Origin of the sequence: Streptomyces sp. NPDC021093 (assembly GCF_044333135.1) — a bacterium.
Classification (GTDB): domain Bacteria; phylum Actinomycetota; class Actinomycetes; order Streptomycetales; family Streptomycetaceae; genus Streptomyces.
The window spans coordinates 71,900-85,788 of the sequence record NZ_JBIRQJ010000005.1; the positions used below are offsets into that span (position 1 = coordinate 71,900).

The 13,889-nt window shown below is 70.6% G+C and carries 8 protein-coding genes and 1 pseudogene; 6 read left to right on the forward strand and 3 right to left on the reverse strand.

Annotation, left to right across the window (positions count from 1 at the left end; genetic code table 11):
* Nucleotides 1-7 precede the first annotated feature (7 nt).
* From ACH4SP_RS16410 to ACH4SP_RS16425, 4 genes are all read left to right on the forward strand, one after another.
* Nucleotides 8-1,036, forward strand: a complete 1,029-nt coding sequence (locus ACH4SP_RS16410; protein WP_398415299.1) for a carbohydrate ABC transporter permease — start codon at nucleotides 8-10, stop codon at nucleotides 1,034-1,036.
* An 86-nt stretch (nucleotides 1,037-1,122) separates the two neighbouring features.
* The gene (locus ACH4SP_RS16415) at nucleotides 1,123-1,905 is read left to right on the forward strand and encodes a sugar ABC transporter permease (protein WP_398416268.1); all 783 of its coding nucleotides are present in this window, start codon (nucleotides 1,123-1,125) and stop codon (nucleotides 1,903-1,905) included.
* A gap of 84 nt (nucleotides 1,906-1,989) precedes the next feature.
* Nucleotides 1,990-3,657, forward strand: a complete 1,668-nt coding sequence (locus ACH4SP_RS16420) for a glycoside hydrolase family 13 protein (RefSeq protein ID WP_398415301.1) — start codon at nucleotides 1,990-1,992, stop codon at nucleotides 3,655-3,657.
* Nucleotides 3,642-4,694 (forward strand): LacI family DNA-binding transcriptional regulator, encoded by a 1,053-nt coding sequence (locus tag ACH4SP_RS16425; RefSeq protein WP_398416272.1) that lies wholly within the window; start codon nucleotides 3,642-3,644, stop codon nucleotides 4,692-4,694. Before ACH4SP_RS16420 ends, ACH4SP_RS16425 begins: the two co-directional genes overlap by 16 nt.
* On the opposite strand, the gene ACH4SP_RS16430 is transcribed toward ACH4SP_RS16425, so the two are convergent.
* The 3 genes from ACH4SP_RS16430 to ACH4SP_RS16440 all read right to left on the reverse strand — a co-directional run bounded on the left by ACH4SP_RS16430 (nucleotide 4,691) and on the right by ACH4SP_RS16440 (nucleotide 6,478).
* The gene (locus ACH4SP_RS16430; protein ID WP_398415303.1) at nucleotides 4,691-5,047 is read right to left on the reverse strand and encodes a DUF6191 domain-containing protein; all 357 of its coding nucleotides are present in this window, start codon (nucleotides 5,045-5,047) and stop codon (nucleotides 4,691-4,693) included. The genes ACH4SP_RS16425 and ACH4SP_RS16430 overlap by 4 nt on opposite strands.
* Nucleotides 5,048-5,172: 125 nt before the next feature.
* Nucleotides 5,173-6,006, reverse strand: coding sequence for a class I SAM-dependent methyltransferase (locus ACH4SP_RS16435; RefSeq protein ID WP_398415305.1), 834 nt, complete (start codon nucleotides 6,004-6,006; stop codon nucleotides 5,173-5,175).
* Nucleotides 6,007-6,016: 10 nt separating this feature from the next.
* A complete protein-coding gene (locus tag ACH4SP_RS16440; RefSeq protein WP_398415307.1) occupies nucleotides 6,017-6,478 on the reverse strand; it encodes a cupin domain-containing protein in 462 nt (153 codons plus the stop codon).
* 351 nt (nucleotides 6,479-6,829) lie between these two features.
* Here ACH4SP_RS16440 and ACH4SP_RS16445 point away from each other — a divergent pair.
* A pseudogene (locus ACH4SP_RS16445) lies at nucleotides 6,830-8,233 on the forward strand (alpha-amylase family protein); the annotation flags it as partial.
* Nucleotides 8,234-8,514: 281 nt separating this feature from the next.
* A complete protein-coding gene (gene pulA / locus ACH4SP_RS16450) occupies nucleotides 8,515-13,803 on the forward strand; it encodes a pullulanase-type alpha-1,6-glucosidase (protein WP_398416274.1) in 5,289 nt (1,762 codons plus the stop codon).
* Nucleotides 13,804-13,889: the final 86 nt, after the last annotated feature.

Genomic DNA, 13,889 nt, shown 5'->3' on the forward strand with positions numbered 1-13,889 from the left:
ATCACTGATGGCTGCCGCTGACACCGGCCGGCCTCTGGTGAAGGCTGCGGGCGACGACCTCGCCCGCAGCCGGAGCCGTGGCACGGGCCAGCACGACAAGGGCAGGACGCCGGGCAGGCTCCGCCGGTCGTTCTCCACCCACTGGTACGCCTGGACGATGGTCGCGCCCGTCGTGATCGTCATCGGCGTCATCATCGGATACCCGCTGGTCCGCGGTATCTACCTGTCGCTGACCGATGCCAACGAGCGCAATGTGGAACGCTCCATCGGCGTCAACCACCTGCCCGCGACGTACGAGTTCGTCGGCCTCGACAACTACGTCGACGCCCTCACCGGCAGCCAGTTCCTCGCCACCCTCGGCTGGACGGTCCTGTGGACCGTCGCCTGCGTCTCGCTCACCTTCGCGCTCGGCATGGGCCTCGCCAACATGCTGAACCGCAGGATCGCCGGCCGCGGCCTCTACCGGATGCTGCTCGTCCTGCCCTGGGCGGTCCCCGGCTTCGTGTCCGTCTTCGCCTGGCGGTTCCTCTACAACCAGGACAACGGACTGCTCAACAAGATCCTCGCGGGCGGCGGCATCGACGCCGTGCCGTGGCTGAACGACCCGACCTGGGCGAAGTTCGCCGTGATCAGCGTCAACGTCTGGCTCGGCATCCCGTTCATGATGGTCGCCCTCCTCGGCGGCCTCCAGTCCATCCCCGGCGAGCTGTACGAGGCCGCCGAGATGGACGGCGCCACCGCCTGGCAGCGCTTCCGGCACATCACGATGCCCGGCCTGCGCCCGGTGAGCACGACGGTGATCCTGCTCTCCACCATCTGGACCTTCAACATGTTCCCGGTGATCTTCCTGCTGACCCGGGGCGGACCCGGCGAGGCGACCCAGATCCTCGTCACCCAGGCGTACAAGTTCTCCTTCGAGATCAGCCCGCGCGACTTCGCGCAGTCCTCCACGTGGGGCGTGCTGATCCTCGTACTCCTGATGCTCTTCGCCGCGGTCTACCGGCGAGTCCTCCGCAAGCAGGGAGATGTCTGGTGACCACCACCACTTTGGCGACGGGCCAGCGGGCCAACGTCCAGATCCGTGAACGCCGTTCGCCGCTCGCCTCGTTCGGCCTGCACGCCATGCTCGTCGTCGCGTCCGTCGTCGCCGTCTTCCCGGTGCTGTGGGTCCTGCTGACCTCGCTCAAGCCGGCGAAGTACGCGACCACCACCGACTTCGTCCGCGAGACGACGCTCGACAACTACACCGGTCTGCTCAGCGACACGCCGTTCCTGACCTGGTTCGGCAACTCGCTGCTGATCGCGGGCCTGTCCACCGTCATCGGCGTCTTCGTCTCGGCGACGACGGGCTACGCGGTGAGCCGCTTCCGGTTCCCCGGCAAGCGCGGCCTGATGTGGACGCTGCTGATCACCCAGATGTTCCCGGTCGCCGTCCTGATCGTGCCGATCTACAACATCATGGCGACGCTGGGCCTGCTCAACCAGCCGATGGGCCTGGTCATCACCTACCTGACCATCTCGGTCCCGTTCTGCGCCTGGATGATGAAGGGCTTCTTCGACGGCATCCCGCGCGAGCTCGACGAGTCCGGGCAGGTCGACGGGCTCACCCCGTTCGGCACGTTCTGGCGGCTCATCCTGCCGCTCGCCAAGCCGGGCCTCGCGGTCACCGCCTTCTACTCCTTCATCACCGCGTGGGGCGAAGTCGCGTACGCCTCCGCCTTCCTGGTCGGCGACGAGAACATGACCCTGGCCGGCGGGCTGCAGAAGTTCGTCAACCAGTACAGCAGCCAGTGGGGTCCGATGGCCGCCGCGTCCGTGCTGATCGCCATACCGGCCGCGCTCGTCTTCATCTTCGTGCAGCGCCACCTGGTGGCGGGCATGACGGCAGGCGCGACCAAGGGCTGACCCCGCCCGCAAGGGCCGACCGGGCCCGCTCCACTTGTACGTACGTCCTCACCCGGACGCCCACCCCACACCCCCAGGGACGACATGACCCAGCACCTCGCTGCCCCTGCCCCGGCTCACGTTTCCACCGAATGGTGGCGGAACGCGGTGATCTACCAGGTCTACCCACGCAGCTTCGCCGACGGGAACGGCGACGGCATGGGCGACCTGGCCGGTGCCCGCAGCCGCCTCCCCTACCTGCGCGACCTGGGTGTGGACGCCGTCTGGCTGAGCCCGTTCTACGCGTCCCCGCAGGCCGACGCCGGGTACGACGTCGCCGACTACCGGGCCATCGACCCCATGTTCGGTACGTTGCTCGACGCCGACGGCCTGATCCGCGACGCGCACGCGCTGGGCCTGCGCGTCATCACGGACCTGGTGCCCAACCACTCCTCCGACCAGCACGACTGGTTCAAGCGCGCCCTCGCCGAGGGCCCCGGCTCGGCGCTGCGCGACCGCTACCACTTCCGCCCCGGCAAGGGCGCCGACGGCGAACTCCCCCCGAACGACTGGGAGTCCGTCTTCGGCGGCCCCGCCTGGACCCGCACGAGCAACCCCGACGGCACGGACGGCGACTGGTACCTGCACCTCTTCGCCCCCGAGCAGCCCGACTTCAACTGGGAACACCCGGCCGTCGCCGACGAGTTCCGCTCCATCCTGCGGTTCTGGCTGGACATGGGCGTCGACGGCTTCCGCATCGACGTCGCCCACGGCCTGGTCAAGGCGGAGGGCCTGCCCGACCTCGGCAGCCACGACCAGCTGAAGCTCCTCGGCAGCAGTGACGGCGGCACGCCCTTCTTCGACCAGGACGGCGTGCACGCCATCTACCGCTCCTGGCGGAAGATCCTCGACGAGTACCCGGGGGAGAGGATCGGCGTCGCCGAGGCCTGGACCCCGACCGTCGAGCGCACCGCGAACTACGTCCGCCCCGACGAACTGCACCAGGCCTTCAACTTCCAGTACCTGGGCACCCACTGGGACGCGGCCGCCCTCCGCGAGGTCATCGACACCTCGCTCGCCGCGATGCGCCCCGTCGACGCCCCCGCCACCTGGGTGCTGTCCAACCACGACGTCACCCGCCACACCACCCGCTTCGCCAACCCGGCGGGCCTCGGCACCCAGATCCGCACCGCGGGCGACCCGGAACTCGGTCTGCGCCGGGCCCGCGCGGCGACGTTGCTGATGCTCGCGCTCCCCGGCTCGGCCTACGTCTACCAGGGCGAGGAGCTCGGCCTCCCCGACGTCACGGACCTCCCCGACGAGGTCCGCCAGGACCCGTCCTTCTTCCGCGCGGCGGGCCAGGACGGCTTCCGCGACGGCTGCCGGGTCCCGATCCCGTGGACCGTGGAGGGCCCGTCGTACGGGTTCGGGTCCGGCGGCAGCTGGCTCCCGCAGCCCGCTTCCTGGGCGGGCCTGTCGGTGGAGGCCCAGACCGGCGACCCGCACTCCACCCTGGAGCTCTACCGCTCGGCGCTCGCCGTCCGCCGCGACCGGACAGGACTCGGCGCCGGTACGGACGTGACCTGGCTGCCCGATGCCCCGGCCGGTGTCCTCGCCTTCGCCCGCGAGGGCTTCGTCTGCACGGCGAACACGACGGGCGAGCCGGTACGGATGGCGGCCCCCGGCCGCGTACTCCTCGCCAGTACCGAAGTCACGTGTGACGACGGCGAGTTCGACCTGCCCGCCGACACCACCGTCTGGTGGGCCGTGTGACCGTTCCCGCGCCCCGGGGCGGTGGGAGCACTCCCGCTCCCGCCGCCCCGAGGCTTGCCCACATCGCCGCGCAGGCCAAGGTCAGCGAGGCGACGGTCAGCCGGGTCCTGAACGGAAAGGCGGGTGTCGCGGCCGGCACCCGCCAACGGGTGCTGGCCGCGCTCGACGTACTCGGCTACGAACGCCCGGTACGCCTCAAGCAGCGCAGCGCGGGCCTCATCGGCCTGGTCACCCCGGAACTGACCAACCCGATCTTCCCGGCCTTCGCCCAGGTCATCGAACAGACCCTGGCCGGCCACGGCTTCACCCCGCTGCTCTGCACCCAGATCCCCGGCGGGGCGACGGAGGACGAGCTGGTCGAGCAACTCGTCGAGCGGGGAGTCGACGGCATCGTCTTCCTCTCAGGACTGCACTCCGACCTCTCCACCGACCCGGCCCGCTACGAGGCGCTGACCGCGCGCGGAGTCCCGTACGTCCTGATCAACGGCTACAACGAGGCGGTCACGGCCCCCTTCGTGTCGACGGACGACCGCGCCGCCGCCCAGATGGCCGTGGCCCACCTCCGCGAACTGGGCCACACCCGGGTCGGTCTCGCGGTCGGCCCGGTCCGCTACGTCCCCTCGCACCGCAAACGCGAGGGCTTCATCGCGGCGACGGGCTCGGCAGAGCTGGTCCAGCACACCCTGTTCAGCGTGGAGGGCGGCCAGGCGGCAGCGGGGTCGCTCCTGGACGCGGGGTGCACGGGGGTGGTGTGCGGCAGCGACATGATGGCGCTCGGTGTGATCCGGGCGGCACGGGACCGGGGCCTGCGCGTCCCCGAGGACGTGTCGGTCGTCGGCTACGACGACTCCCCCCTGACCCCCTTCACCGACCCGCCCCTCACCACCGTCCGCCAGCCGGTGCAGGCGATGGCGACGGCGGCGGTCGGCGCGCTGCTTGAGGAGATCAGGGGCAGCGCGGTGGCGGTGGGCCGCACGGAGTTCGTGTTCCAGCCGGAGCTGGTGGTGCGGGGGTCGACGGGGCAGGTACGGGGCTAGGCACGGGGGAGCGTGCGGGGGAGGGTACGGTCCTGGCGGCGCCTGATGACCGCACGCCCCGCGCCCAGGTCGACCTCCGTGGCGCGTGGCGGGGCACCGGCCTCGGCGTCGTGACGTATCAGCTCGTCCGTACGGCGCTGGGCGATCTCCACCCGCTTGTTCGGATTCAGGGCGGCGGCCAGCTCGTCGGCGACGGCCGCCCCCGCGCCGTTCCCCCCGCCGCCCGTCGTCGTCCGGGCGATGAACCTGCGCAGCCACACGGGGCGTCCGGTGCGCAGCACCAGCCGCCGGGCACCGGCCAGCAGGAGCGGCACGACGATCACGGCCGTGAAGAGCAGAGGGAGAATCAGCATCAGCACCATGCAGGGTCAACGTGCGCCGGGCCGCCCGTAGTTCCCGGCACGGTGCCTGCCCCGCGCACTCGCCTCAAGTGCCTGCCCCGCGCACTCGCCTCAAGTGCCCGGCCCGTCCCGCACGCTCAACTCAAGCGTGCCGTCGCGACATGCACCTTCAGCCCGCAGGGGACGCGCCCGTCCGGCATCGCCAGGTCCCGCACCCCGGTGAGGAACGCCTCGCGCAAGGAGGCGACGGTGGGCGCATCGAGGGGCCCGACGTCGTAGAGACCGGACACGGCCGCCCAGACCTGCTCCGCGGGACCGCTCAGGTCAATGGGGACGGTCTCCCAGCCGACCGGCGCGAATCCGGCCGGACCGAGGAGACTGTCGAGACCGTCACGGCTCCGGGACCTCCTGTCGCCCAGCACCGGGATGCGCTGTGCGGCAGGGGCCTCGTCGATCACGGGCCCCAGCAGCCCGAGGAACAACTCGAAGGCCTCCCCGCCCACGGCGCCACCTCCCAGCACGCAGGCCAGCGTGCCTCCGGGAGAGAGCACCCGGGCCACTTCCGCGACGACCTGCTCGACCTCTCCCATCAGCATCAGCGCCATGTGGGAGACGCAGGCGTCGAAGCTGTCGTCGGCAAGGGGAAGGTCCTGAGCCCGGCTCTCCAGCAGCGTCGCCCCGGCCAGCGCCGGCCGGCGTCGCGCCAGCGCCAGGGCCTCGGGGGACAGGTCGACCCCGGTGAGCCGCCGCCCGTCGGTGCGGGCCAGCAACTCCAGCAACAGGCCGTCACCGCAACCGAGATCCAGCACCCGCCTGCTGCCGGCGACCCGGTCGCACAGGATCTCGTAGCTGGACCGGCCGTCCACGGCGCGGCCGTCCGCGAACGCGTCCGAGGTCACGGCGGGGTGCTCGGCGTGGAAGGCCCGGAGGAACGCCTCTTGGGATGTCGTCTCTTGCGAGGTCGTCGTCATGCACCGGAACCTACGCGGAGGCGGGTTCCTGCCGCAGGTCCGGCTCCGTGGCCCGGTACAGCTCGGGCACGGAGACCTTGATCGGCTCCTGTGTGGTCCGTGCGATCACGACGACCACGGGCTCGTCCGGGTCGGGGTTCTCCTCGCGGTGCGGGACGAACGGGGGGACGAGCAGGAAGTCGCCGGGACCGGCGGAGATCCGTACCTCCCGCGTGCCGTCGTGGAAGACGAACACGGGGTGCCCGCTGACCACGTAGATCCCCGCCTCCGACGCGCCGTGATGGTGGTTGTCCGTCGCGCTCGACGGAGCGTTCTCCACCAGTCCCATCCAGAGCCGCTGCGAGCCGACCGTGGAGCCGCTGAGGGCGGCATGGCCGTCCAACTCACCGGCGCGCACGTGGTGCACGCGCTTGCCCTGCTGTCCGTCGCGGTCCGTGCCCCGGGCGGATCCGGCGCCTTCGTGGGTGGTCATCGTGCGGCCTCCTGAATCGTTCGTCGATGGCCTGTGGCCGAGATCAGGCTGCGCCCACCGCACCCGGGGCGACAACATTTGTTGCCGTCATGGCAACGGACCTCTCGGGGCCGTGCCGGGGCTTTTGTCTGCCGTGGCGGCAATTAGCGGGCCTGACCTGCCGCTTTGTAGGCCCGCACGAACTTTCACGGCTTTCAAGTTCTCGCGGTGCGCAAGGTATTGACCCCCTCTGGAGCCCCTCGTACCGTCACTCTGCAAGAAGTTGCTGCCGTATTGCAGCAAGAACATTCAGCACGAACATTCCCCGAACATTCAGAGCCGCGCACCTCCCCCCACGCAGGAGGAATCCCCATGGCCCGCAGACTCCCGTCTGCCATACCCGCAGCAACCGCCGCCGCACTGGCGGCGTGCACTGCCCTCGCCCTCGCACCCGCCACGACCGCCGAAGCAGCGCCGACCGGTGACCGGGACGTCACCGCCGTCCTCTTCGAGTGGAAGTTCGGCTCGGTCGCCAAGGCCTGCACCGATCAGCTCGGCCCCGCCGGATACGGCTTCGTCCAGGTCTCCCCTCCCCAGGAGCACATCCAGGGCGGCCAGTGGTGGACCTCGTACCAGCCCGTCAGCTACAAGATCGCCGGACGGCTCGGCGACCGCACCGCCTTCAAGAACATGGTCGACACCTGCCACGCGGCGGGTGTGAAGGTCGTCGCCGACTCCGTCATCAACCACATGGCCGCGGGCGACGGCACCGGGACGGGCGGGTCGTCGTACACGAAGTACACCTACCCGGGCCTCTACTCCGGCGCGGACATGGACGACTGCCGCTCCCCGATCGGCAGCAACTACCAGGACCGCGCCAACGTCCAGAACTGCGAACTCGTCGGACTCGCCGACCTCGACACGGGTGAGGAGTACGTCCGCGGCAGGATCGCCGGGTATCTGAACGACCTCCTCTCGCTCGGCGTCGACGGCTTCCGCATCGACGCCGCCAAGCACATGCCGGCAGGTGACCTCGCCGCGATCAAGGGGAAGCTGACCAACCCCGGGGTCCACTGGAAGCAGGAGGCGATCTTCGGGGGCGGCGAGGCCGTGTCGCCGAGCGAGTACCTCGGGACCGGGGACGTACAGGAATTCCGGTACGGGCGCGGGCTCAAGCAGGTCTTCACCGGGGGCGACAAGCTCGCCTACCTCAAGAACTACGGCGAGGGCTGGGGCTTCATGGAGTCCGGCAAGTCCGCCGTCTTCGTCGACAACCACGACACCGAGCGCGGCGGCGACACCCTCAACTACAAGGCGGGCAACGCCTACACGCTCGCCAACGTCTTCATGCTGGCGTGGCCGTACGGGGCGCCGGACGTGCACTCCGGCTACGAGTGGTCCGACAAGGACGCCGGGCCGCCGAACGGCGGGCAGGTCAACTCCTGCTACACCGACGGCTGGAAGTGCCAGCACTCCTGGCGGGAGATCTCGTCCATGGTCGGCTTCCGCAATGCCGCGCGCGGGCAGGGCGTCACCCAGTGGTGGGACAACGGCGGCAACCAGATCGCCTTCGGGCGCGGCAACAAGGCGTACGTGGCCATCAACCGCGAGGGGGCCGCTCTCACCCGCACCTTCCAGACCGGCCTGGCCGGCGGCGACTACTGCGACGTGCAGAGCGGCCGGCGGGTCGTGGTCGACGGCTCGGGCCGCTTCACGGCGACGGTGGCGCCGGGGACGGCGGTGGCGTTGCACGTCGGCGCGCGGGGGTGTGGCGGCGTAGCTGTCCGGCAGTGAGACGTGCGGGTGCGTCGTGGCTGGTCGCGCAGTTCCCCGCGCCCCCAAATGCCTGCCCCCGTGGGCGGCTGACGCCGCCGACCCCTAGCCCTCTTGGGCAGCGGGGCCGCCCCCCGGGGGCGGGACGGGTGGGCAAGGGGGCGGCCCCCCACGCGGAGCGCCCCTCCCACGACCGCACGCCCCCGCTCCCGCCCACCCCTCCTAAGGAGACCTGACCCGTGATACCCCGCCCCCTGCGAAGAGCCGCCCTCGGTGCAGTGACCATGGCACTGTGTGCCACCCTCACCCCCGCCTCCCCCGCACTCGCGGCACCGAATGCCCCGAACCCCCCACCCCCACCCTCCGACGCCAAGCTCGCCGCCTCCCCCGCCCGCCACGACCTCACCCGCGACCAGTTCTACTTCGTCCTCCCGGACCGCTTCGCGAACGGAGACGCGAAGAACGACCGCGGCGGACTCACCGGCTCCCGCCTCGACCACGGCTTCGACCCCACCGACAAGGGCTTCTACCAGGGCGGCGACCTCAAGGGCCTCACCGGCAGGCTCGACTACATCAAGGGCCTCGGGACGACCGCCATCTGGATGGCCCCGATCTTCAAGAACAAGCCCGTACAGGGCACGGGCAAGGACGCCTCCGCCGGATACCACGGCTACTGGATCACCGACTTCACCCAGGTCGACCCCCACTTCGGGACCAACGCCGACCTTGAGCAGCTCATCGACAAGGCCCACGCCAAGGGCATGAAGGTCTTCTTCGACGTCATCACCAACCACACCGCCGACACCGTCGACCACGCGGAGAAGAAGTACGGCTACCGGCCCAAGGGCGCCTATCCCTACCTCGACAGGTCCGGCCGCCCCTTCGACGACCGCACCGGCATCCCGAAGAGCGTCGACCGGGACTCCTTCCCGTACACACCGCAGCCGCGCGCGGGCGAGCGCAAGTCCCCCTCCTGGCTCAACGACCCGACGATGTACCACAACCGCGGTGATTCGACCTTCGCGGGCGAAAGCGCCGAGTACGGCGACTTCGGCGGCCTCGACGACCTGTGGACCGAGCGTCCCGAGGTCGTCGACGGCATGGCGAGGATCTACGAGAAGTGGGTCCGCGACTTCGACATCGACGGCTTCCGCATCGACACCGTCAAACACGTCGACATGGACTTCTGGACCCAGTGGGCGACCGCACTCGACGCCTACGCGAAGAAGCGCGGCCGCGACGACTTCTTCATGTTCGGCGAGATCTACGACTCCAACCCGGCGGCCACCGCCCCGTACGTCACCCGGGGCCGCCTCGACGCCACCCTCGACTTCCCCGTCCAGGACGCCCTGCGCGGGTACGCGTCCCAGGGCGCGGGCGCCGACAGGCTCGCCAAGGCGTACGGAGCCGACTACCGCTACACCACCGACAAGGCCAACGCGTACGAGCAGGTGACCTTCACCGGCAACCACGACATGGGCCGCATCGGCACCTTCCTCAAGCAGGACAACCCGAAGGCGAGTGATGCGGAGCTGGTCCAACGGGCGCGGCTCGCCCATGAGTTGATGTTCTTCGGGCGGGGCAATCCGGTCGTCTACTACGGCGACGAGCAGGGCTTCACCGGCGCCGGTGGCGACAAGGACTCCCGGCAGACCCTCTTCGCCTCCAAAACCGCCGACTACCTCGACGACGACCAGCTCGGCACCGACCGCACCCACGCCGACGACGCGTACGACCCCACCCACCCCGTCTACCGCTCCATCGCCGCCCTCTCCAAGCTCACCAAGGACCACCCCGCCCTGCGCGACGGCGTCCAGGAGGAGCGGCTGAGCGACGGGTCCGTCTACGCCTTCTCCCGTACGGACGCCAAGCGCAAGGTCGCGTACCTGGTCGCCGCCAACAACGCGGCCGAGGCGAAGACGGTGGAGGTTCCGGTGGCCGTCGAGAACGCCGACTTCCGTACGATCTACGGAGGTTCGGGCCTCGTGAGGAGCACGGCCGACCGCAAGGTCAAGGTCACCGTGCCCGCGCTCTCCAGCCTCGTACTCCGGGCCGAGCAGCCCCTCGGGGCCCCGGCCGCCAAGCCCGCCCTCACCCTCAAGGCTCCGGCCGCCGGGGCCACCGGCACCGTCGAGATCGAGGCCGTGCCGAGCGGCGGGCAGCTCAACCGGGTCGTGTTCGCCGCCCAGGTGGGTGAGGGGCCCTGGCGCACCCTCGGCTCCGCCGACCACGCCCCGTACAAGGTGACCCAGCATCTTGACGCGCGCGTGCATGCCGGAACGCCCCTGCGGTACAAGGCAGTTGTGGTCGACAGTGCCGGACGCACCGCCAGTGCCCTCGCCGCCACGACGGCGGGGCGGACTCCGCCGCCCGAGAAGCCGCGCGCGGGGGACCGTACCTACGCGGTCGTCCACTACCGGCGGGCCGACGGCGACTACGACGGGTGGCAGCTCAAGTCCCCCGCGGGACAGGGCGTGTTCAGCGGGCGGGACGCCTACGGTGCCTTCGCGTGGGTGAAGCTCGCCGAGGGCGCGACCTCCTTCCCGTACACCGTCGAGAAGAACGGGACCGCCGACGGCCCGACCCGTACGATCGACCTCGCCGCGACCGGTGAGGTCTGGGTCGAGCAGGGCAAGGAGGGCCAGCTCACCAAGGCCCCCGACGGGACGTATCCACCGCAGGACAAGACCAAGGCCGTCCTCCACTACCAGCGCGCCGACGGGAACCACGACGGCTGGGGCCTGCACGTCTGGACGGGCGCCAAGGACCCGACCGACTGGGCCAAGCCGCTCCAGCCGGTGAAGAAGGACGCGTTCGGGGTGACCTTCGAGGTCCCGCTCGCCGCCGGGGCCACCTCCCTCTCCTACATCCTGCACAAGGGCGACGAGAAGGACCTCCCCACCGACCAGTCCCTCGACCTCGCCACGTACGGCCACGAGGTGTGGGCGCTCGCCGGGCAGCCCAAGTACGTGCTGCCGCAGGCCGGCGGCGCGGGCTCGCTCGACCTCGGCAAGGCCGAGGCGCAGTGGATCGACCGGGACACGGTGGTGTGGAAGGCCGGGGTGACCGGGGCCGTCAGCCAGCAGCTCGTGTACGCACGCGACGGCGGCATCAAGGTCGTCGACGGTGCGCTGAACGACGAGGGCCGCTGGCTGCGGCTCACCCCGGCCGCGCTGAGCGACGCCCAGAAGGCCAAGTACCCGCACCTCAAGAACCATCCGGCGTTCACCGTGGACGCGCGCGACCGCGACCGTATCGACGAATCGCTGCGCGGACAGGTCATCGCCACCCAACGGGCGTCGAACGGCGCCCTGTTGGCGGCGACCGGGGTGCAGATCCCGGGTGTTCTCGACGCGACGTACGCGGCCCGCGCCACCGAGGCGTCACTCGGTCCCGTTTTCCGGGACGGCCGGCCGACGCTGTCGCTCTGGGCGCCGACCGCGCAGGAGGTCGTCCTCGACCTGGACGGCGCGAAGGTCCCGATGCGGCGCGACGACCGCAGCGGGGTGTGGTCGGTGACCGGCGGGCCGGGGTGGACAGGGAAGCCGTACCGGTACGAGGTCAAGGTGTGGGCGCCCAGTGTGCGGGCGGTCGTCACGAACCGGGTCACCGACCCGTACTCGACCGCCCTCACCACCGACTCCGCCCGCAGCCTGGTCGTGGACCTGACCGACCCGAAGCTCGCGCCGAAGGGGTGGGGCGCGCTGAAGAAGCCCGCCGCGACCCCGCTGCGCGACGCCCAGATCCAGGAGCTGCACGTCCGGGACTTCTCCGTCGAGGACAGGACCTCCCGGCACCCCGGCCAGTACCTGGCCTTCACCGACCGCGCATCGAAGGGCTCGCAGCACCTGCGCAAGCTCGCCGCTTCGGGTACCTCGTACGTCCACCTCCTCCCGGTCTTCGACATCGGCACCATCCCGGAGAAGAAGTCCGAACAGGCCACTCCCGCCTGCGACCTGGCCTCCTACGCGCCCGATTCGGAGGAGCAGCAGGCCTGCGTGGGGAAGGTCGCGGGGAAGGACGCGTACAACTGGGGGTACGACCCGCTGCACTACACCGTCCCCGAGGGGTCGTACGCGAGCGACCCGGAAGGGACGAAGCGGACCGTGGAGTTCCGGCAGATGGTGCAGAGCATCAACGGCGCCGGACTGCGCACCGTCATGGACGTCGTCTACAATCACACCGTCGCCGCGGGCCAGTCCGAGAAGTCGGTGCTCGACCGGATCGTGCCCGGCTACTACCAGCGGCTCATGGCGGACGGGTCCGTCGCCACGTCGACGTGCTGCGCCAACACCGCGCCCGAGAACGCCATGATGGGCAAGCTGGTGGTGGATTCGCTGGTCACCTGGGCCAAGGAGTACAAGGTCGACGGATTCCGGTTCGACCTGATGGGCCACCACCCCAAGGCCAACATCCTCGCCGTGCGCAAGGCGCTGGACGCGCTGACCGTGGCGGAGGACGGCGTCGACGGGAAGTCGATCATCCTGTACGGCGAGGGCTGGAACTTCGGCGAGATCGCCGACGACGCCCGCTTCGAGCAGGCCACCCAGAAGAACATGGCGGGAACGGGCATCGCCACCTTCTCTGACCGGTCGCGGGACGCGGTGCGCGGCGGCGGGCCCTTCGACGAGGACCCGGGCGTCCAGGGGTTCGGGAGCGGACTGTTCACCGACCCCAACTCCTCGAAGGCGAACGGGACTCCGGCCGAGCAGCGGGCCCGCCTGCTGCACTACCAGGACCTGCTGAAGGTCGGACTGACCGGAAACCTCGCCGACTACTCCTTCACGGACAGCGGCGGCCGTACGGTCAAGGGCTCGGAGGTCGACTACAACGGCGCCCCGGCGGGGTACGCGGCGGCGCCCGGTGACGCGCTCTCCTACGCGGACGCGCACGACAACGAATCGCTGTACGACGCCCTCGCCTTCAAGCTCCCGGCGCGGACTCCGGCGGCGGACCGGGCGCGGATGCAGGTGCTCGCCATGGCGACCGCGGCCCTCTCGCAGGGCCCGGCGCTGTCCCAGGCGGGCACGGACCTGCTGCGCTCCAAGTCGCTGGACCGGAACTCGTACGACAGCGGGGACTGGTTCAACGCGATCCACTGGGACTGCCGGGACGGGAACGGGTTCGGGCGCGGGCTGCCGATGGCGGCGGACAACCGGTCGAAGTGGGCCTACGGCAAACCGCTGTTGGGGCTGGCCGCGCTGAAGGCCGGGTGCGCGGAGATCGACGGCACCTCGGCCGCCTACCAGGACCTGCTGAAGATCCGCACGACGGAACCGGACTTCAGCCTGGCGACGGCGGGACAGGTCCAGGCCGCGCTCTCCTTCCCGCTGTCCGGGAAGGGGGAGGCACCGGGGGTCGTGACGATGCGGCTCGGGAAGCTGATGGTGGTCTTCAACGCGACGCCGACCGAGCAGAAGCAGGTGGTGCCGGGGGTGGCGGGGACGGCTTACGGGCTGCATCCGGTGCAGGCGGGGGGCGCGGATGCGGCCGTGAAGCAGTCGTCCTACGACGGCAGGTCGGGCACCTTTGCCGTGCCGGCGCGGACAGTGGCGGTGTTCAGCGTGCGTTGAGGGTCGAGGGGGGCGGGGGGTTGCACCGGTGAGGGTGGATGGGTGGTCTTCGCGCGGGTGCGTCGTGGCTGGGCGCGCAGTTCCCC